This window comes from Serratia sp. CY33802 (genome assembly GCF_052169095.1).
In the GTDB taxonomy this organism is placed as follows: domain Bacteria; phylum Pseudomonadota; class Gammaproteobacteria; order Enterobacterales; family Enterobacteriaceae; genus Serratia; species Serratia bockelmannii.
Genome location: NZ_JBJNLL010000001.1, coordinates 166,861 through 186,807, shown reverse-complemented (window position 1 = coordinate 186,807; position 19,947 = coordinate 166,861). Strand labels below are relative to the sequence as shown.

Sequence of the window (19,947 nt, the reverse complement as noted above, 5' to 3'; positions counted from 1 at the left end):
ATGCCTCGCTGTTACTGCGGATGACTGTTGGTGTTAGTGATCGTGCTCGGTTTGCTGCGGCGTTGGGAACGCGCCGGAGTCCAATCCAACGCGCCGATGCGCACCAGATAAACCAGACCGGCCAATAGCACCAAAATGAAAATGGCGGCTTCGATAAAGCCTACCCAACCGCTCTCGCGAACCGAGACCGACCAGGCATACAGGTATAAGGCTTCAACGTCGAAAATAACGAAGAACATGGCCACCAGGTAGAACTTGGCGGACAAGCGCATGCGCGCCGTGCCGACCGAGTCGATGCCTGATTCAAACGGGGTGTGTTTGGCGCGCGCCCGGGCTCTCCCGCCCAAGAAGAACGCGCCCAGCAGCATTAAGCCGCAGAGCCCGATAGCCACAACGAGAAATACGGCGAGCGCCCAGTGATGAGCGATAACTTCAGTGGTTGTTGACATACTCTATGCTTACTCATCAAAAGTGGCGTCGATCGCACTGCTCTTGTCACCGGCAGTTAGTGCGCCACATCGATTTAAGGGAAGGATAAATAACCACACAAACAAACTGCTTTTACAGCGAGTTAGGCAGCGTTTTTCTGTGGGCTTTTTACTCCTTTCTATAACCTTTTGTCAACTTTGACAAAAGTATCTACACACTAGTTTACATACGTATCATTTGATTAACATTTGATGCGCCAGGGACAGGCTAAATCGTGTCAGTTAATTTTTGTGTAGAAACAGATAGATATAAACCAACATGCACATTTCAGTTTTACTATACCATTGTCTCAGGAATTCCCTGTTCTTCCACTCACTACCTAGGGGTATTTTTTTGATCCAGGACACGTTTTCAGCATAAATCCTCAAAAAAAGTGTGGCCCTTTAACAATTTTCCTCAAATTGAGCCGCAAAAACGGCCGCTATAAGCTAACAAAATACCCCTGCTATTACCATGCCTTTAACCCATTCAATCTTATTGCTCAAAAAACGAACTTAGCGTATTAAACCCGGCCAAACTCTCTTTTCATTAACGCTTAAAAGTTAACAAAACAGCCAACTCAATTGAAAATACAAGCCAAATACATATAAATAAATTTTTAGGTAAAAAAAGGGCAAAAAAAACCTCCGCCGAAGCAGAGGTTTTTCATCAGATATCGCGCCGCGACGTTATTCTTCTTCGTCCACCAGGCTGGCGTCATCCTGATCGCTCTGGAGACCGCCTTCCGCACCGTTGAAGCCATAGCCGTCATTGCCACCCTGCATCGCGCTGAAGATGGCCATCGCCAGCTCGTTGCTGCACTGCGCGTTTTTGCACAGCGCATACTGGGTATCCGGCAGCGGCGGCAAACCTTCCACCGCGCCCAGCACCCGCAGATCGGGGCTCATCATCTCGATCGGCCGTGCGGTCACGCCCAGGCCGGCTTTACAGGCCGCCCGCACCGCGGACAGCGTGGAGGCGACGTAGGCGATACGCCACGGAATACCGGCTTCGTCCAACTGTTTAATCGCCAGCGCGCGGAACGGGCTTGGCTCATCCATTACCACCAGCGGGATCGGTTCGCCGGCCTGATAGTGATAATCGGCGGCGCAATACCACAGCGTCGGCGACGTGCGCAGCACGATGTGCGGGTGCCCGGCCGGATCCGCCGTGGTCACCGCCAGATCGATCTCGCCCTCTTCCAGCAGATCAACCATCGTCGTACTGCGCTTTACGCGCACGTCAATGGCCAGCTTCGGATAGATGGCGGTCACGCGGTTCAACAGGAAAGGCAGAATGGTATCGGCGGTGTCGTCGGAAGCACCGATGGTCAGAACACCTTTTATATTGTTGTACATCAGCGAGGTACAGGCTTCGTCGTTAAAGCGCAGGATCTTCCTGGCATAACCGAGAAGCTGAATACCATGCTCAGTCAGGAGTTTGTTGCGCCCATGGCGGGCAAACAGTTCTTTGCCGACCAGTTGCTCTAATCGCTGCATTTGTTGACTGACGGCTGATTGAGTACGGCAAACGGCAACAGCCGCCGCGGCGAAGGTATTCAAATCAGCAACCGCAACAAAGGTTCTTAGCAGATCGAGGTCGAGATTAAGTATCGGACGATTTGCAGTTGTCATAGTGTATTCTTCACTTTTTTAAATTCTAATTTACGAACTACTACCCTGGTGTGTTTCTCAGACGCCGTTGAAAAGGACGGCGCCTGTTATGACAGTACCCCACTCATAAGTGGAGGGCAAAAAAATTACTTATGATTCGTTACCTCTATCGCTTTTTAAAATGCGATCTATCGATGGTGCTTATAGAACGCGGGGGACTGAATACCGGTGAAAAGGGAAAACCCCCACCGAACCTGAGATTTTACTCATTCATACTGCCTGATTTCCACTCCATTCGTGCTACTGAGAACCCTTATCAACCGGCCTTCAGACTGCATTCCAGAGCAAAAAAGATAAATAATTAACGGTACCGACTTCGTGTGACTACTCAATGAATTTAATAAATTCAATCATTAAGATTTTTGCTTTAAATAATAATCTTATAACCACATAAACAATGCTTAAGGTAAAATATAAAGTAAAGCTAATGTAAATATGTCATTTTCCTTAGTGTGGTGCGCGAACCGACACCCCGCTATCAGACTACTCCGGTATTATCGTTCCTTTACAGTTTATTGAAGCCTATTCTCCCTTTCGGCTTATCAGTTCACTGCTGCCGGCCGCGATCGCCGGCACGTCTCGTTTATCGACGCTTGATTTAACAGAACAAAACCCTAGTAAAATTATAGTTCATGAAATTATGAACCACAAAATAACTTTACCTTTGCTTATCATAACTAAAATCCCCCGTTACGACATGCATTTGCACCAAAGGCGTGCAAAACCCTTCAAAAGCAACTACGCCAGGAGTACATTGGGCGGGTTGCGGCGTCCCACGGTAGGAGCGCCCCTATCCCAGCAAAAGGCTCAACTTTTTATGTCCCCCATTGAGAAATCCAGCAAACTGGACAACGTCTGCTATGACATTCGCGGCCCGGTGCTTAAAGAAGCTAAACGTCTTGAAGAAGAAGGCAACAAAGTCCTGAAACTGAACATCGGCAACCCTGCCCCGTTCGGTTTCGACGCCCCGGACGAAATCCTGGTCGACGTGATCCGCAATCTGCCCACGGCGCAAGGCTACTCCGACTCCAAGGGCCTCTTCTCGGCGCGTAAAGCGATCATGCAGCACTATCAGGCGCGCAACATGCGTGACGTGACCGTTGAGGATATCTACATTGGCAATGGCGTCTCTGAGCTGATCGTCCAATCCATGCAGGCGCTGCTCAACAGCGGCGACGAAATGCTGGTACCGGCGCCGGACTACCCGCTGTGGACCGCTGCGGTATCGCTGTCCGGCGGCAAGGCCGTGCACTACCTGTGCGATGAGCAGGCCGGCTGGTTCCCGGATCTGGACGATATCATCAGCAAGATCACCCCGCGCACCCGCGGTATCGTGATCATCAACCCAAACAACCCGACCGGCGCGGTTTACAGCAAAGCGCTGTTGGAACAGATCGTCGAGATCGCCCGTCAACACAACCTGATCATCTTCGCCGACGAGATCTACGACAAGATCCTGTACGACGACGCCGAACACCACTCGATCGCCGCACTGGCGCCAGATCTGCTGACCGTGACCTTCAACGGCCTGTCGAAAACCTACCGCGTGGCGGGCTTCCGCCAGGGCTGGATGGTGCTGAACGGGCCGAAGAAGCACGCCAAAGGCTATATCGAAGGGCTGGAGATGCTGGCTTCGATGCGCCTGTGCGCCAACGTGCCGATGCAGCACGCCATTCAGACCGCGCTGGGCGGTTATCAGAGCATCAGCGAATTCATTCAGCCCGGCGGCCGCCTGTACGAACAACGCAACCGCACCTGGGAATTGCTCAACGACATCCCGGGCGTCTCTTGCGTGAAGCCGCAGGGCGCGTTGTACATGTTCCCGCGCATCGATGCCAAACGCTTCAACATCCACGACGACCAGAAGCTGGTGCTGGATCTGTTGCTACAGGAAAAAGTGCTGCTGGTGCAAGGTTCGGCGTTCAACTGGCCTTACCCGGATCACGTGCGCATCGTCACCCTGCCGCGCGTAGACGAACTGGAAATGGCGGTCGGCAAGCTGGGCCGCTTCCTTGAAGGTTACCACCAGTAATCGCCTGGGGCGCAGCGCCTTGCTGCGCCCTTCTCTTATTGCCCGGTTGCAAAATTCGCCGTCACTGCTTCACAATGGGGCCCTCACTTGCCGTTAAAGAGAGCACCATGAGCCAGAGCCATTTCTTCGCCCATCTGTCCCGCCTGAAACTGATCAACCGCTGGCCACTGATGCGCAACGTGCGTACCGAGAACGTCTCCGAACACAGTCTGCAGGTGGCTTTCGTCGCCCACGCGTTGGCGGTGATCAAGAACCGCAAATTCAACGGCAACCTCAATGCCGACCGCGTTGCGCTGTTAGCGATGTATCACGACGCCAGCGAAGTGATCACCGGCGACATGCCGACGCCGATCAAGTACTACAATCCGCAGATCGCCCATGAATACAAGAAGATCGAAAAGATCGCCCAGCAAAAGCTGCTGGACATGATCCCCGCTGAGCTGCGCAACGATTTCCGCACCATTCTCGATGAGCACTACTACAGCGAAGATGAAAAGCAGGTAGTGAAGCAGGCAGACGCGCTGTGCGCCTACCTGAAATGTCTGGAGGAACTCTCTGCCGGCAACAATGAATTCACCCTGGCCAAGGCGCGGCTGGATAAAACCCTGGAACAGCGCCGCAGCCCGGAAATGGACTACTTTATGGACGTGTTCATTCCCAGTTTCAGCCTGTCATTGGACGAAATCAGCCTCGACAGCTCGCTGTAACCCCACCGGCGCAGCCTCGCTGCGCCGTTAAAAACCGTAGAGCCACGGCACCACAATCACGCTGACCGCCATCACCAACAGGGTGAACGGCACGCCGAGACGCACGAAATCGCCGAACTTGTAATTGCCCGGCCCCAGCACCAGCGTGTTGACCGGTGAAGAGACCGGCGTCATAAAGGCGGCGGACGCGGCGATGGCGATAATCATCGCGAACGGGTATGGCGAGACGCCCATTTCGCGCGCGGCGGCAATGGCGATCGGCGCCATCAGCACCGCCGTCGCGGTATTGGAAATAAACAGGCCAATGGTGGCGCACAAGACGAACAGGCACAGCAGCATCACGCGCGGCCCCGCGCCGCCGGCGACGTCCATCAGCCCGCGAACGATCAGATCCACGCCGCCGGTCTTTTGCAGCGCCTGCGCGAACGGCATCATGCCGACGATCAAAATGATGCTCGGCCAATGGATCGATTTATAGGCGCTCTCCATGTCGATACAGCGGAACTTGCCCATCAGCAGGCAGGCGATCAACGCCGCGATCGGGTTGGGGATTTCGTCGGTCAGCATCATCGCCACCATCAACGCCAGGCAAAACAGCGCGTGCGGCGCCTGGGTGATGGCCGGCGCCACTTCGTCCACTTCGGCCGGCAGGTTGAGCACGATAAAGTCGTGGGTTTTGGCCTGCAGCTGACGAATCGCCTTCCAGTCGCCGATCACCAGCAAAATGTCGCCCAGCTCCAGCGGCTCGTCCACCAGCTTGCCGCTCAGAGTCTCGCCGTGGCGGCGGATGCCCACCACATTCAGATCGTAGCGGCTGCGGAACGCTGCTTCACGCAGGCTTTTGCCCAGCAGCGCCGAGTCCGGGATCAGCGACACTTCGGCCATGCCGACGTTGCGCGACTGTTCAGAGAAGTAATCGCCGCGCAGCACCATCGGCTCCAGCCGCTGCTCGCCGCAGAATTCGCGCAGATCGACCTGGCTGTCCGACATGTCGATCAAGAGGACGTCGCCCTCGCGCAGCTCGGTGCTGCCGGAGGCGCTGACCATCACCCGCCGGAAGCGTTTCCAGCGCTCGATGCCCACCACGTTGGCACCATAGCGCGCACGCAGGTGCAGTTCATCCAGCGAACGTCCGATCAGCGGCGAAGCGCTGCGGACAGCCAGCCGCCGCGCGCGGCCGGTCAGCTTGTAATCACGGATCAGGTCGCGGAAGGTGCGACGCTGCCAGTCATCGCCGGCTTTGCCGGTGTCACCGCTGCCCAGCCAACGCCGGGCGATCAGCATGTAGCCGACGCCCAGCGCCAGCACCACCAGGCCAATGGGCGTCACGCTGAAGAAACCGAAACCATGGATGCCTTCCCGCACCAGTTCGCTGTTGACCACCATGTTGGGCGGCGTGGCCACCAGCGTCATCATGCCGCTGATCAGCCCGGCGAAGCTGAGCGGCATCATCAGCCGCCCCGGCGCGATCTTCATTCTGGCCGTCACGCTGAGCACCACCGGGATAAAGATCGCCACCACGCCGGTCGAGCTCATGAACGCGCCCAGCCCGGCGACCGTCACCATCAGCAGCATCAACATTTTGGTTTCGCTGCTGCCGGCCACTTTCACCAGCCAGTCGCCCACCTGATAGGCCACGCCGGTGCGCACCAGCCCTTCGCCGATCACGAACAGTGCGGCGATCAAAATCACGTTGGGATCGCTGAAACCGACCGTCGCTTCCTGCAGGCTGAGCGTGCCGCTCAGCACGAAGGCGATAATCACCAACAGCGCCACCACGTCCATCCGCAGCTTGTTGGTGGTAAACAGCACGATGGCAATCAGCAGTAAACTCAGCACCCACAGTAATTCGCTGTTCAAAACGGCCTCATCCGGCAAATGTCCAAGGGTCTAAAAAATAGCATAAAAAAACCCCGCCGAAGCGGGGTCTAATCAATTAGGGTGAAGATAATGCCACTCAGGCCAGCCGGCGAACGATCGCGCCCTGCGCCGTTTTATCGACGGCGATCTGCGCCAGCGAATCCAGCCGCAGGTCGACCTGCTCCAGCTTCGGCGCATCGGCCGGGGCGTTGACCGCAATCACCTGACAGCCCGCAGCCAGACCCGAAAGAATGCCGGCCGGCGCGTCTTCAACCACCACGCACTCGTGCGGCGCCAGCCCCAGGCGCTCGGCGCCCAGCAGGTAGGCATCGGGCTGTGGCTTACCGTGTTTAACCTGCTCGGCGGTGATGAACACCGCCGGCTGCGGCAAACCGCCGGCCTGGCGGCGAGCGCCGGCCACCGGCACCGAACCGGAGGTGACGATCGCCCAAGGGATGCCGAGCGCGTTCAGGCGCTCCAGCAGCGCGATGGCGCCCGGCAGCGCGCGAACGCCGTCGGTATCCTGCGCTTCCACCTGCTCCAGCAGTTGGAACTCGCGCTGAATTTCCGCTTCGCTTTCGCCCGGCATAAAGTGGCGCAGAGAAGTAATGGCCTGTTTACCGTGAATGAAGTCCAGGCACGCTCTACCGCCGGCAGAGAATCCACCAGGGTGCCATCAAGATCGAACAGAAAACCCTTACACTCCACAGAAAACCTCTTCTTAATCAAGCATTGATGATTTGCGCTATCTCAACGGCGCTCAAGTGATACTGGCGCGGACAGGCCAGCCAGATCGCCAGCATACGCTGGTACTTTTCCCACATTTTGGTCTGGGCGTTAAAACCGTGGCTACCGGAATCGAAGTGAGTATAACGCCCCTCGGTGCTGACCAGGAAACGCACGTAGCTCAGGTAGCGCGCCTCGGTAGCGGCGTCGAAGCCGAGAAACGCCAGGCGGCGCTCGTCCAGATCCTGCTTCTCTTTCAGGTTGCCCCAGGAAACCTGCAGCGCATGGTGCATCTCCATCACGTTGATGATGGTGCGGCACACCTCTTCGCTCAGTTCGCCGAAGTCGCGATCCAGTTCGCGCATTTGCAAACCGAAGCCGCGTTCGACGATGGTTTGCAACCGGCGATAACGGTCGCCGTTGTCCGGATCGAGCAGGGTCATCATCTTGTACTGGTTCGACAGGATCAGCCGCTGGGCGTTGGTCATTTCCATCAGGATTTCCTCATTTCTGTGTGATGGCGGGAGCATCGCACAGCGCAAGAACGCAGGAAATCACAACTCGACCGTTCTTTGATTTAAACCGGGGTTATTGCCGCTTTGACGAGAAAGGCCGCATCAGCGCGGCCTTTTTTCATTTACAGATCGTCGAGGAAGGTTTTGTCCAGCTGCTTGAAGGCGCGCTTGAGCAGATCGGCCAACGTCTGATAGGTCGGCGTGCCTTCGAGCGGCGCCACCGCCTGCCCGGCTTCCGTCAGCTTGTTGCGCACCTCATGGAACCATTGCAGCAGCGTCGGCGGCAGCGGCGTGACCGAACGGCGCCCCAGCCACCACAAGCCCTGCATCGGCAGGCTGCAGGCGAACAGCGCGGTGGCGATCGCCGGGCCCAGCTGGCCGCCCAGCGCGATCTGCCAGGTCAGCGTGAAAATCGCCAACGGCGGCATGAAACGGATAGCGAAACGGGTGGCACGCGCAACGCGATTCTCCGGAAAGACCGGTGCCAGACGTTTGTCCGACGGCCAGGTTTTCATATAATGCTGCCCGCGCTGGAAGACCTGAAACCAGCTTACGGAACCGGACGGTTTGCTCGTCATTGCGTACCTCAACGTCACGTAAAGAAACTAAAAGCGTGCTGCCAGAGACCATACTAAAAAATTTGAAGCTTTAAATTTATTTTGTGTTTGCACCGGGCTATCGGTATCCTAAGCCGGCCTTGTGGCCGGTAGAAGATGACGTAAATTTTGTCAACTTTTAGCCCTATAAAAATCAAGATTATTTAAACCGCAGAGAAATCATCGGTTTTTCCATCATCCTGTGATTTGTGCACTTCACATGATGTTAATCATAAATGTCATCGGCACTATGCGCTACGCTTGTTGTCTGATTGACGATTAATTCACCACGTGTGTTCGATTTTCTTTTAACAACACGACTATTTAAGTAGGTACTTCCATGTCGAGTAAGCTAGTACTGGTTCTTAACTGCGGCAGTTCTTCTCTGAAATTCGCCATCATCGATGCCGTTAACGGCGACGAATTCCTCTCCGGTTTGGCCGAGTGTTTCCACCTGCCTGAAGCTCGCATCAAGTGGAAAATGGACGGCGCCAAACACGAAGCTGCCCTGGGGGCCGGCGCTGCACACAGCGAAGCGCTGAACTTCATTGTTAATACTATTCTGGCACAAAAACCAGAGCTTTCCGCGCAGCTGACCGCTATCGGCCACCGCATCGTGCACGGCGGCGAGAAGTTCACCGCTTCTGCCGTGATCAACGACGAAGTTCTGCAGGGTATCAAAGATTCCGTGCCGTTTGCACCACTGCACAACCCAGCTCACCTGATCGGCATCGCGGAAGCGCTGAAATCCTTCCCTAACCTGGCCGACAAGAACGTTGCCGTGTTCGACACCGCGTTCCACCAGACTATGCCGGAAGAATCTTACCTGTACGCCCTGCCGTACAGCCTGTACCGCGACCACGGCGTTCGCCGCTACGGCGCACACGGCACCAGCCACTTCTACGTGACTCAAGAAGCCGCGAAGATGCTGAACAAACCGGTAGAAGAAGTGAACGTGATCACTTGCCACCTGGGCAACGGCGGCTCCGTCACCGCAGTGCGCAACGGCCAGTGCGTTGACACCTCCATGGGTCTGACCCCGCTGGAAGGCCTGGTGATGGGCACCCGCAGCGGTGACATCGATCCGGCTATCATCTTCCACCTGCACGATTCTCTGGGCATGAGCGTTGACCAGATCAACAAGATGCTGACCAAAGAATCCGGCCTGCTGGGCCTGACCGAAGTCACCAGCGACTGCCGTTACGTTGAAGACAACTACGACAGCAAAGCCGACGCCAAACGCGCCATGGACGTGTTCTGCCACCGTCTGGCCAAATACGTCGGCGCCTACAGCGCGCTGATGGAAGGCCGTCTGGACGCGGTGATCTTCACCGGCGGCATCGGCGAGAACGCCGGCATGGTGCGTGAGCTGACCCTGAACAAACTGGGCCTGCTGGGCTTCGAAATCGACCACGACCGCAACATGGCCGCTCGCTTCGGCAAATCCGGCGCCATCACCAAAGACGGCAGCCGCCTGGCGCTGGTGATCCCGACCAACGAAGAGTTGGTCATCGCGCAGGACGCATCCCGCCTGACCGCGTAATGCTCTCAAAACACCGTCAGCCCAGGCTGACGGTGTTGTTTTAGCCTCATGTTAATCGTGAAGAGGACTATTCTGTGTCACGTACTATTATGTTGATCCCCACCGGCACCAGCGTCGGCCTGACCAGCGTCAGCCTGGGTGTCATCCGCTCCATGGAGCAAAAAGGCGTTCGTCTGAGCGTGTTCAAGCCTATCGCTCAACCGCGCACCGGCGACAACGCGCTCGACCAGACCACCACCATCATCCGCAGCAGCAACTCCACCATTACGGCGGCCGAACCGCTGCGCATGGACTACGTTGAGGGCCTGCTGAGCTCCAACCAGCAAGACGTGCTAATGGAAGAGATCGTGGCGCGTTACCACGAGAACACCAAAGACGCGGAAGTGGTGCTGATCGAAGGCCTGGTGCCGACTCGCAAACACCAGTTCGCCAACGCGCTGAACTACGAGATCGCCAAAACCCTGAACGCCGAGATCGTCTTCGTGCTGGCGCTGGGCAACGACTCCCCGGCGCAGCTGAAAGAGCGCATCGAACTGGCGCGCACCAGCTTCGGCGGCAGCAAGAACAAAAACATCACCGGCGTTATCATCAACAAGCTGAACGCACCGGTCGACGATCAGGGCCGTACCCGTCCTGACCTGTCCGAAATCTTCGACGACTCCACCAAAGCCAGCATCGCCCACGTCGATCCTGCGCAGCTGTTCGCCAACAGCCCGCTGCCGGTTCTGGGCTGCGTGCCGTGGAGCTTCGATCTGATCGCCACCCGCGCCATCGACATGGCTCGCCACCTGAAGGCCCGCGTGGTCAACGAAGGCGACATCATGACCCGCCGCGTGAAGTCCGTGACCTTCTGTGCGCGCAGCATCCCGCACATGCTGGAACACTTCCGCCCAGGCTCTCTGCTGGTGACCTCCGCAGACCGTCCTGACGTGCTGGTCTCCGCCTGCCTGGCGGCGATGAACGGCGTGGAAATCGGCGCCATCCTGCTGACCGGCGGCTACGCCATCGACGAGCCGATCAAGAAGCTGTGCGAACGCGCCTTCCAAACCGGCCTGCCGGTGTTCATGGTTGACACCAACACCTGGCAAACCTCGCTGAGCCTGCAGAGCTTCAACCTCGAAGTGCCGGCGGACGACCACCAGCGCATCGAGAAAGTGCAGAACTACGTGGCCAGCCACATCAACACCGAGTGGATCGACTCGCTGACCGCCACCTCTGAGCGTTCACGCCGCCTGTCTCCACCGGCGTTCCGTTACGAACTGACCGAGCTGGCGCGTAAAGCCGGCAAGCGCATCGTGCTGCCGGAAGGCGACGAGCCGCGTACCGTAAAAGCGGCGGCCATCTGTGCCGAACGCGGCATCGCGGAATGCGTGCTGCTCGGCAACCCGGACGAGATCCAGCGCGTAGCGGCAGCGCAGGGCGTTGAGCTGGGCAAAGGCATCGAAATCGTCGATCCGGTCGCCGTACGTGAAAACTACGTGCCGCGTCTGGTTGAGCTGCGCAAGAGCAAGGGCATGACCGAAGTGGTCGCGCGCGAGCAGCTGGAAGACAACGTGGTGCTCGGCACCCTGATGTTGGAACAAGGCGAAGTCGACGGTCTGGTCTCCGGCGCGGTTCACACCACCGCCAACACCATCCGTCCGCCGTTGCAGCTGATCAAAACCGCACCGGGCAGCTCGCTGGTGTCCTCCGTATTCTTCATGCTGTTGCCTGACCAGGTACTGGTCTACGGCGACTGCGCGATCAACCCGGATCCGACCGCCGAGCAGCTGTCTGAAATCGCCATCCAGTCTGCGGATTCCGCCGCGGCCTTCGGCATCGAGCCGCGCGTAGCGATGATCTCCTACTCCACCGGTAACTCCGGTGCGGGCAGCGACGTCGAGAAAGTGCGCGAAGCGACCCGTCTGGCGCAGGAAAAACGCCCGGATCTGATCATCGACGGCCCGCTGCAGTACGACGCCGCCATCATGGCCGACGTTGCCAAGTCCAAGGCGCCGAACTCACCGGTAGCCGGCCAGGCGACCGTGTTCATCTTCCCGGATTTGAACACCGGCAACACCACCTACAAAGCGGTACAGCGTTCCGCTGACCTGGTTTCCATCGGCCCTATGCTGCAAGGCATGCGTAAGCCGGTGAACGACCTGTCGCGCGGCGCACTGGTTGACGATATCGTCTACACCGTTGCGCTGACGGCGATCCAGTCTTCCCAGGCTGACGCTGCCGCCGCCAAGGCCTGATATTCTTCAGGTTGAGCGATAAAAAAGCGCCGGTCATTGACCGGCGCTTTTCTTTTGCGTTCCCTAACGCGCCAGCAACTGCCCGGCAGCCTCCAGAATATGCTCGGCGGTCAGGCCGTACTCCTGCTGTAAAAACGCCTGGGTGCCCACCTGGCCGTAACGCTCCTTCACCCCCACGCGCCGCATCGGCGTCGGGCATTCCTCTGCCAGCACCTCCGCCACTGCGGATCCCAACCCGTTATGAATGCTGTGGTTTTCACAGGTGACGATGCGTCCGGTCTTGGCCGCGTAGGTTTTGATCAGTTCACGGTCGATAGGCTTGAGGGTGAACATATCGATCACTGCCGCGCTGACGCCCTGCTGCGCCAGCATCTGCGCCGCCTTCAGCGCCTCCGCCACCATGATGCCATTGGCAATCAGCGTAATGTCATCGCCGTCGCGCAGCAGGTTGCCCTTGCCGATGGTAAAGCGCGAGCCTTCCTGGTAAATGCGCGTCGCCTGCTTGCGGATGGTGCGCACCCAGTAGAAGCCGCGTAGATCCATCAGCTGGCGCAGAATGTCGGCGAACATGGTAGCGTCGGTCACTTCCAGCACCACCGAGTGCGCCAGCCCGCGCACGATGCCCATGTCCTCGAACGACATGTGGGTGCCGCCGTTGTGGCAGGCGCTCACCCCGGCGTCGGAGGCGATCACCTTGACGTTGTTGCGCTGATAATCCAGCGACATGAACAGCTGATCGAAACAGCGGCGGCTGGCGAAAGCGGTAAAGGTATGCACGAACGGCACCCGGCCGGTGAGCGACAGCCCGGCGGCGACGCCGATCACGTTGGCCTCCATGATGCCGCAGTTGATCACGTGCTGCGGGTGATCCTTGTGCACGCCGTCCATCGCCATCGAGCTCATCAAATCCGCCTCCAGCGCGATGATCGGCGCGCCCGCTTCAATCTGCCGACGCACCGCGCCGGCATAGACTTTGCGCATTTCGACGGCGTCGTTTTCCAACTGCGTCACTACGTTAAACATGGGCGGCCTCCAGTTCGGCAATGGCTTTTTCGATTTCCAGCTGCACGTCCGGCGTCAGGCGCAGGTGGTGTGAGTTCGACAGGTTTTCCAGATAGGTCACCCCCTGTCCCTTGATGCTGTCGAGCACGATCGCCAGCGGCCGCTGTTCACCGCCGCGCGCCGGCGCCACCGCCGCCAGCAGCGCCGCGATGTCGTCGCCCTTGATGGTCTGCACCTCAAAACCGAAAGCGCGGAACTTGGCGGCCAGATCGAACGGTTGGATCACCTCGTCCAGCGCACCGTCTAGCTGTTGCTTGTTGTAATCGATGAACAGCGTCAGGTTGTTCAGGTTGTGGTGGGCGATAAACTGGAACGCCTCCCAGCACTGCCCTTCGTTCAGCTCACCGTCGCCGAGGATGCTGAACACCCGGTTACGACGCCCCGCCAGCCGATGGGATAACGCCATGCCGGCGGCGATCGACACGCCCTGCCCCAGTGAACCGGTGGTGGCGTCCACGCCGCGCGTGCGCAATCGGTCCGGGTGGCTAGGCAGGCGCGTGCCGTTCTGGTTGAGGGTCTTCAGCTCCGCCAGCGGGAAGTAGCCCTTGATCGCCAGCGTGCTGTACAGCGCCGGGCCGGCGTGCCCTTTCGACAGCACGAAGTCATCGCGCTCCGGCCAGTCCGGATCCGCCGGATCGATACGCATCACGCTGCCGTACAGTACCGCCAGCGTCTCCACCACCGACATGCAGCCGCCGTAGTGGCCGAAGCCCAGCCCGGTCAACGCCTTCAATGTTTCCAGGCGGATCGCGCGCGCCAGGATCTGCAGCTCTTCAATTTCCGTTTCGCTCGTTGTGTCGTTCATCAGTCTGCCCTCGTTATTTCTCGACGCGGTCAGCGGCCGGCGCGCCTTTGCGTTTTCCCAGGAAGTTATGCGCCACCAGCAGCGCGAACACGGCGACGATCGCCAGCATGATCATCTCCTTCGACATAAAGCGCGCCATGTTGCCCAGCAGGATGCCGATCACGCCGAAGTCGGCGTCGGAGAAGGTGGTGTTGGCAAAGCCCAGCGCCCCCAGCACCGGCAGCAGCAGCACCGGCAGGAAGGTGATCAGCAGCCCGTTGGCGAAGGCGCCCAGCATCGCGCCGCGCCGCCCGCCGGTGGCGTTGCCGAACACCCCGGCGGTAGCGCCGGTGAAGAAATGCGGCACCACGCCAGGCAGGATCAGCACCATTTTCAGCTGCCCCAGCAGGAACAGCCCGGCCAACCCGCCAAGGAAGCTGAACAGGAAGCCGATCAGCACCGCGTTGGGGGCATAGGGATAGACCACCGGGCAATCCAGCGCCGGCCGCGCGTTAGGCACCAGCTTTTCCGAGAAACCGGTGAACGCCGGCACAATCTCCGCCAGAATCAAGCGCACGCCTTGCAGAATGATGAATACCCCGGCGGCGAAGGTGATGGCCTGGATAATCGAATACACCAGGTAGTTCTGGCCGCCGCTGAGCTCGCTTTCCACATAGGCCCGCCCGGCGCAGATCGCCAGGATCAGGTAGATGACAATCATGGTCATCGAGATCGAAATGGAACTGTCACGCAAGAAACTGAGGTTTTTCGGCAGGTTCATCTCCTCGGTCGAGCGCGAGTTTTTGCCCACCTTCGAGCCGATCCAGCCGGACAACACATAGCCCAGGGTGCCGAAGTGGCCGAAAGCGATATCGTCGTTGCCGGTAATGCGGCGCATATAGCGCTGGGCGATCGCCGGGAAGAACGCCATCACCAGCCCCAGGGTCAGCGCACCGGTAAACACCAACTGCACGCCCTCGAAGCCCGCCACCGTCAGGATGATGCCGATCATGCAGGCCATGTAGAAGGTGTGGTGGCCGGTCAGGAAGATGTATTTCAGCCGGGTAAAGCGCGCCACCACGATGTTCGCCACCATGCCGAACGCCATGATCAACGCGGTGGAGGCGCCGTATTTCTCCAGCGCGATGGAGACGATCGCTTCATTGTTCGGAATGATGCCCTGAATATTGAACGCATGTTCGAACATGCCGCCCAGCGGATTGAGCGATCCGACCAATACCGTGGCACCGCCGCCCAAAACGATAAAGCCGAGAATAGTTTTTACCGTGCCTTTCACCACGTCGGAAAACGATTTCTTTTGCGCCAGCAAACCGATCAGCGCAATAAGCCCGACCAGCACCGAAGGCACCTTTAATATATCCACCACAAACTTAAGCGTTTCCTGGATAAACATATCCACCTCGCCAATCGTTTTATTTAGATGATTGAGTGGGCTTCGAAGTAAGCGCGCAGCTTGGCTTCCAGCTCATTAATGTCGATGATGTTGCTGATCACCACCAGCTGCTCGGCCGGTACGCTGGCGCTGTCGGCGATGTCTTTCGCCATCACGAACACGTCGGCGGCGCCGGGGGTAGCGGACGACAGATCGGAGTGTTCGACTTCGACCTCCACCCCCATCTTTTTCAGCACTTTTTTAATGTTCATTTCCACCATAAAACTGCTGCCGAGACCGGAACCGCAAATCGCCATGATTTTCATAATATCCACCTGTTGAATTTAGCGTGTAGGGTAGCGCCGCCGGTCATATTCCCAGCGTTGTTAGCATTAATCGTGTTCCTGGTGATTAAACGTTAATAGCGGGCGATAATATCCTCAATTTGCCGTTTATCTGTGGCGTGAAATAACGCCTCCATCGCCGAGTTATCGGAAAATAATTCCGCCAACTGCGAAATCATTTCAATGTGGCTGTTGCCGTCGGGCGCCGAAAGCATCACCACCACCTGAACCGGATCGTTATCCGCGGAATGGAAATTCACGCCCTGATGGATCTTCAACAGCGACAGCCCCAGCGCGTTGGCGCCCTCCTCCGGCCTGGCGTGCGGCATGGCGATGCCCGGCGCCAGGACGAAGTAAGGGCCGAGCTTCTCCTGCTGATGAAAGATAGCCGTCAGGTAATTCGGCGTAATCACGCCGCCTTGCAGCAGCGGCTGCGCGCTCAGCGTGACCGCCTGGCGCCAGTCCTCCACCCGTTCGCACAGCTGTATATGATCGGCGGTCAGCCACTCTTTCAGCACATTACCCTCCCAAACGTTGATGGTTTCGGCCGGTGATTAATTCACCGACGACGGTAAAACTTTAATCAACCCCTCTCGGCGACACAGTGATGGATATCACAAAGATAGCGCTACCAAAGCGCTATCATGCGAATCTGTGATAGCGCTATCAAAACACCGCGTGGCGGCATGGCGTTAACCACAATTTTTTCTCGCTCTTTCGGGTAACGGGGTAGAATGTGCCGCATACGGGGATCGTCGAAGCCGCGCCGTCGGCTTCCCACCCTCACCATTTTTATGCGCCGCTCGCGCATTTCAGTCGGGATTAGGCATGTCGATCGGTAAAAAACGACGCAGCACAGGCAGGGTGACGTTGGCTGACGTAGCGCAGCTGGCGGGCGTCGGCACCATGACGGTGTCGCGCGCGCTGCGCACGCCGGAGCTGGTTTCAGACAAACTGCGCGAGAAGATTGAAGCCGCGGTGAGCGAACTGGGGTATCTGCCCAACCTGGCCGCCAGTTCGCTGGCGTCGGCCTCGTCCTACACCATCGCCATGGTGGTGCCCAGCCTGTCCGAATCTGGCTGCGCCGAGATGTTCGCCGGCCTGCAGAAAGTGCTGCAGCCGGCCGGCTATCACATCATGCTGGCGGAGTCGCAGCACCACCTGGAGCGCGAAGAAAAGCTGCTGGAGACGCTGCTCTCTTACAACCTCGCGGCGGCGGTGCTGCTCAGCGTCGAGCATTCGCAAAACGCCCGCAACGCGTTGATCGCCGCCAACATTCCGGTGGTGGAGATCGGCGCCGTGCGCGCCGATCCGATCGATATGAGCATCGGCATCGACTATGTGGCGGCCATGTATCAGCTGACGCAAACGGTGATCGCCAGCGGCTATCAGAATATCGGGCTGCTGTGCGCCAATCAGGAACAGTGGATTTTCCAGCAGCACCTGCAGGGCTGGCACAAGGCGCTGCTGCGCAACCATATGTCGCCGCATCGGGTGATCAACGCCGCGCAGCCCGCCAGCTTCAGCACCGGTGCGCAGCAGCTGCCGGAATTCTTGCTGGCCTGGCCGGAACTGGACGCGCTGGTGTGCGCCTCGGACGAACTGGCCGGCGGCGCACTGTACGAATGCCAGCGGCGGCGCATCAGGGTGCCGGACAATCTGGCGGTGGTGGGGTTCGGCAACAGCGAGTTCGGCCGGGTGTGCCAGCCGCCGCTGACCACCATGACCATTCCGCATCGCGATATCGGCATTCAGGCCGGCCAGGCGCTGCTGGCACGGCTGAACGAACAGCCCTGGCTGCCGGAAGGCACCCTGCCCGCCACGCTGTGCCGCCGCGACAGCTGCTGAATCCGAACCGTAAAAAAAGCCGGTCGATGACCGGCTTTCTCACGCGTTGGCGCCTCAGTGGTTGTCGAGCGGCTTACCGTAATCCTGTTCGTTGTTGCGCGTCAGCCACAGCGACAGCGCCTTCAGCGAATCCGGGGTAAACTCGTCGCAGCGAGCGGTGATCTCTTCCGGCGTCAGCCAGCACACCTCGGCCACTTCTTCTTCCTGCAGTGCAAACGGGCCGTGTGACACGCAGCTGAACAGAGCGCCCCACACCCGGCACTGCTCTTCTTCGAAGTAGAACAGACCATGTTCGGCGAAAGGCACGCCGGCGATGCCCAGCTCTTCTTCCGCCTCGCGGCGCGCCGAATCCAGCACGTTTTCACCGCTTTGCACTACGCCACCCGCCGTCGCGTCCAACCAGCCCGGGTAGAAGTCTTTAATCTCGGTGCGACGCTGCACCAGAATTTTTCCCATCCCATCATGCACCACAATATAGGTCGCACGATGACGCAGCCGCTCCGCCCGCATCTGTTGACGACTGGATTGCGCAATCACCTCGTTTTGCTCGTCGACGATATCAACCCATTCGGTATCTGCAGCCTGACCCTGTTCCGCCATCCTCTAAAACCTTCTATTTTGGCGCGATGCATCCCGCGCGCTGGTTAATCAATGAGTGTTTTTCAAAGATTTTTATTGTGTGTGTATAAATTAGTGCGTTTAGCGTGTTAACGCCACCTCCGCGACGACCTTGCCGTCGTCGAGCGTCAGCACCCGCAAAGTGCCCCGATCCAACATGCCGTAGCTAGCCGGGAAGCCCCCTTTCGGGATGCTGACAGAGCCCGGATTGAAGCAATAGATCTCACCCTGCCGCTCCGCCTGCGGCAGATGCGTATGGCCGTAGGCCAGGACGTCACCGCGGGATAACGGCGGCAGTGCCGAAGGATGATAAAGGTGACCGTGGGTCAAAAACAATCGTCTTTTTTGCAGTAGAACCTGTTGCCACGGCGCCTCGATAGGAAACGTCAGCAGCATCTGATCGACCTCGCTGTCACAATTGCCGCGAACGGCGATGATCTTGTCGCTATAGCGATTCAATCGTTCGGCAACCTGAGCGGGCTGATAGCCGGCCGGCAGCGCGTTGCGCGGGCCGTGATTCAGCAAATCACCCAGAAGAATCAGCCAGTCAGCGCCGTGTTGTGCGAATAATTCCAGCACGCGTTCGGTGGCCGGCAGCGATCCGTGGATATCCGAGGCGAACATCAGCTTCATAACCTTGTCCTATAGAGGGAAATAAGCGCCATTTTACCGCGCCGGCGCCGTACGGCAAACCGCCGCCCGCCCCGGTGGAGAATTGTGATCCAACTGCGCAGATAGCATCGGACGAATCCCACATAGCCTGCTATCCTTAGCTGCTATTGTTGGATCTCTGATATACCTTTGTGCGCGGCGAAGACCGCAGCAACGTGTAATGAATTACAGATCACCTTACCGCAGGAGGCAACATGATTGACCTGTATTACGCGCCTACTCCCAATGGTCACAAGATCACCTTGTTTTTGGAAGAGGTCGGCTTACCCTACCGTATCCATCGCGTAAACATCAGCGCCGGCGACCAGTTCAAACCGGACTTTCTGAGCATTTCTCCCAACAACAAAATCCCGGCGATCGTCGATCAGCAACCGGTGGACGGCGGCGCGCCAATCAGTCTGTTCGAATCCGGGGAAATCCTGCTGTATCTGGCGGAGAAGACCGGCAAGCTGCTGAGCACCGGCCTGCGCGAACGCGCCGCGACCCTACAGTGGTTGTTCTGGCAGGTGGCGGGGTTCGGGCCGATGCTCGGGCAGAATCACCACTTTAATCACTACGCGCCGCAGCCGGTGCCTTACGCCATCGAGCGTTACCATCTGGAGACCAAGCGGCTGTACGGCGTGCTGGAAGCTGAACTGCAAAAACACCCGTACCTGGGCGGCGACAACTACAGCATCGCCGATATCGCCACCTATCCGTGGGTCGTATCGCATCCGCGTCAACGCATCGATCTGGCAGATTACCCAGCGGTGCGCAACTGGTTCGAGCGCATCAGCAACCGCCCGGCGACCGAGCGCGCCTACAAACTGGCCGAACAAGGCTAAGCGCCTTCCCCGACTCCCCGTCGGCCGGGGAGTCACATCGTCCCC

18 protein-coding genes and 1 pseudogene are annotated in these 19,947 nt (G+C 58.3%); 6 read left to right on the top strand and 13 right to left on the bottom strand.

Annotated features, from left to right (window positions below; translation table 11 throughout):
- Nucleotides 1-11: 11 nt before the first annotated feature.
- Both nuoA and lrhA read right to left on the bottom strand, forming a co-directional pair.
- Nucleotides 12-449, bottom strand: coding sequence for an NADH-quinone oxidoreductase subunit NuoA (gene nuoA / locus ACJ8HA_RS00960; protein ID WP_025303663.1), 438 nt, complete (start codon nucleotides 447-449; stop codon nucleotides 12-14).
- Between the two features lie 708 nt (nucleotides 450-1,157).
- The gene (gene lrhA, locus ACJ8HA_RS00955; RefSeq protein ID WP_025303664.1) at nucleotides 1,158-2,102 is read right to left on the bottom strand and encodes a transcriptional regulator LrhA; all 945 of its coding nucleotides are present in this window, start codon (nucleotides 2,100-2,102) and stop codon (nucleotides 1,158-1,160) included.
- Nucleotides 2,103-2,958: 856 nt separating this feature from the next.
- Here lrhA and ACJ8HA_RS00950 point away from each other — a divergent pair.
- Both ACJ8HA_RS00950 and yfbR read left to right on the top strand, forming a co-directional pair.
- Nucleotides 2,959-4,173 carry a pyridoxal phosphate-dependent aminotransferase gene (locus tag ACJ8HA_RS00950; protein WP_025303665.1) on the top strand — a complete coding sequence of 405 codons (1,215 nt, stop codon included), beginning with the start codon at nucleotides 2,959-2,961 and terminating at the stop codon, nucleotides 4,171-4,173.
- A gap of 107 nt (nucleotides 4,174-4,280) precedes the next feature.
- On the top strand, nucleotides 4,281-4,880 hold the full coding sequence (yfbR, locus tag ACJ8HA_RS00945; RefSeq protein ID WP_025303666.1) for a 5'-deoxynucleotidase: 600 nt from the start codon (nucleotides 4,281-4,283) through the stop codon (nucleotides 4,878-4,880).
- A gap of 27 nt (nucleotides 4,881-4,907) precedes the next feature.
- On the opposite strand, the gene ACJ8HA_RS00940 is transcribed toward yfbR, so the two are convergent.
- The 4 genes and pseudogenes from ACJ8HA_RS00940 to yfbV all read right to left on the bottom strand — a co-directional run bounded on the left by ACJ8HA_RS00940 (nucleotide 4,908) and on the right by yfbV (nucleotide 8,559).
- Nucleotides 4,908-6,758, bottom strand: coding sequence for an SLC13 family permease (locus tag ACJ8HA_RS00940; protein WP_072008257.1), 1,851 nt, complete (start codon nucleotides 6,756-6,758; stop codon nucleotides 4,908-4,910).
- 79 nt (nucleotides 6,759-6,837) lie between these two features.
- Nucleotides 6,838-7,448 (bottom strand): annotated as a pseudogene (locus ACJ8HA_RS00935) (sugar phosphatase).
- Nucleotides 7,449-7,465: 17 nt separating this feature from the next.
- Nucleotides 7,466-7,960, bottom strand: a complete 495-nt coding sequence (locus ACJ8HA_RS00930; RefSeq protein WP_016926898.1) for a YfbU family protein — start codon at nucleotides 7,958-7,960, stop codon at nucleotides 7,466-7,468.
- 143 nt (nucleotides 7,961-8,103) lie between these two features.
- A complete protein-coding gene (yfbV, locus tag ACJ8HA_RS00925) occupies nucleotides 8,104-8,559 on the bottom strand; it encodes a terminus macrodomain insulation protein YfbV (RefSeq protein WP_004936061.1) in 456 nt (151 codons plus the stop codon).
- A 358-nt stretch (nucleotides 8,560-8,917) separates the two neighbouring features.
- Here yfbV and ackA point away from each other — a divergent pair, with 358 nt between their 5' ends.
- Both ackA and pta read left to right on the top strand, forming a co-directional pair.
- The gene (gene ackA, locus ACJ8HA_RS00920; protein WP_025303669.1) at nucleotides 8,918-10,120 is read left to right on the top strand and encodes an acetate kinase; all 1,203 of its coding nucleotides are present in this window, start codon (nucleotides 8,918-8,920) and stop codon (nucleotides 10,118-10,120) included.
- A gap of 74 nt (nucleotides 10,121-10,194) precedes the next feature.
- Entirely contained in the window at nucleotides 10,195-12,357 is a 2,163-nt protein-coding gene (gene pta / locus ACJ8HA_RS00915; RefSeq protein WP_043140081.1) for a phosphate acetyltransferase, read from the top strand.
- Between the two features lie 63 nt (nucleotides 12,358-12,420).
- Here the strand turns inward: pta and ACJ8HA_RS00910 are convergent, their stop codons facing one another.
- The 5 genes from ACJ8HA_RS00910 to ACJ8HA_RS00890 all read right to left on the bottom strand — a co-directional run bounded on the left by ACJ8HA_RS00910 (nucleotide 12,421) and on the right by ACJ8HA_RS00890 (nucleotide 16,458).
- The gene (locus ACJ8HA_RS00910; RefSeq protein WP_049207313.1) at nucleotides 12,421-13,380 is read right to left on the bottom strand and encodes a transketolase family protein; all 960 of its coding nucleotides are present in this window, start codon (nucleotides 13,378-13,380) and stop codon (nucleotides 12,421-12,423) included.
- The gene (locus tag ACJ8HA_RS00905) at nucleotides 13,373-14,224 is read right to left on the bottom strand and encodes a transketolase (protein WP_099816994.1); all 852 of its coding nucleotides are present in this window, start codon (nucleotides 14,222-14,224) and stop codon (nucleotides 13,373-13,375) included. Before ACJ8HA_RS00905 ends, ACJ8HA_RS00910 begins: the two co-directional genes overlap by 8 nt.
- Before the next feature lie 13 nt (nucleotides 14,225-14,237).
- On the bottom strand, nucleotides 14,238-15,617 hold the full coding sequence (locus tag ACJ8HA_RS00900; protein WP_043140091.1) for a PTS ascorbate transporter subunit IIC: 1,380 nt from the start codon (nucleotides 15,615-15,617) through the stop codon (nucleotides 14,238-14,240).
- Between the two features lie 23 nt (nucleotides 15,618-15,640).
- The gene (locus tag ACJ8HA_RS00895; RefSeq protein WP_197822672.1) at nucleotides 15,641-15,922 is read right to left on the bottom strand and encodes a PTS sugar transporter subunit IIB; all 282 of its coding nucleotides are present in this window, start codon (nucleotides 15,920-15,922) and stop codon (nucleotides 15,641-15,643) included.
- 92 nt (nucleotides 15,923-16,014) lie between these two features.
- Nucleotides 16,015-16,458 carry a PTS sugar transporter subunit IIA gene (locus ACJ8HA_RS00890; RefSeq protein ID WP_025303677.1) on the bottom strand — a complete coding sequence of 148 codons (444 nt, stop codon included), beginning with the start codon at nucleotides 16,456-16,458 and terminating at the stop codon, nucleotides 16,015-16,017.
- 310 nt (nucleotides 16,459-16,768) lie between these two features.
- Between ACJ8HA_RS00890 and ACJ8HA_RS00885 the strand changes: the two genes are divergently transcribed.
- On the top strand, nucleotides 16,769-17,788 hold the full coding sequence (locus ACJ8HA_RS00885) for a LacI family DNA-binding transcriptional regulator (RefSeq protein WP_442515158.1): 1,020 nt from the start codon (nucleotides 16,769-16,771) through the stop codon (nucleotides 17,786-17,788).
- Nucleotides 17,789-17,842: 54 nt separating this feature from the next.
- Here ACJ8HA_RS00885 and yfcD read toward each other — a convergent pair whose 3' ends face one another.
- Nucleotides 17,843-18,388, bottom strand: coding sequence for an NUDIX hydrolase YfcD (yfcD, locus tag ACJ8HA_RS00880; RefSeq protein WP_004936086.1), 546 nt, complete (start codon nucleotides 18,386-18,388; stop codon nucleotides 17,843-17,845).
- 99 nt (nucleotides 18,389-18,487) lie between these two features.
- The gene (yfcE, locus tag ACJ8HA_RS00875; protein ID WP_025303680.1) at nucleotides 18,488-19,039 is read right to left on the bottom strand and encodes a phosphodiesterase; all 552 of its coding nucleotides are present in this window, start codon (nucleotides 19,037-19,039) and stop codon (nucleotides 18,488-18,490) included.
- A 233-nt stretch (nucleotides 19,040-19,272) separates the two neighbouring features.
- On the opposite strand from yfcE, the gene yfcG reads away from it, so the two are divergent.
- A complete protein-coding gene (yfcG, locus tag ACJ8HA_RS00870; protein WP_043140104.1) occupies nucleotides 19,273-19,902 on the top strand; it encodes a GSH-dependent disulfide bond oxidoreductase in 630 nt (209 codons plus the stop codon).
- Nucleotides 19,903-19,947: the final 45 nt, after the last annotated feature.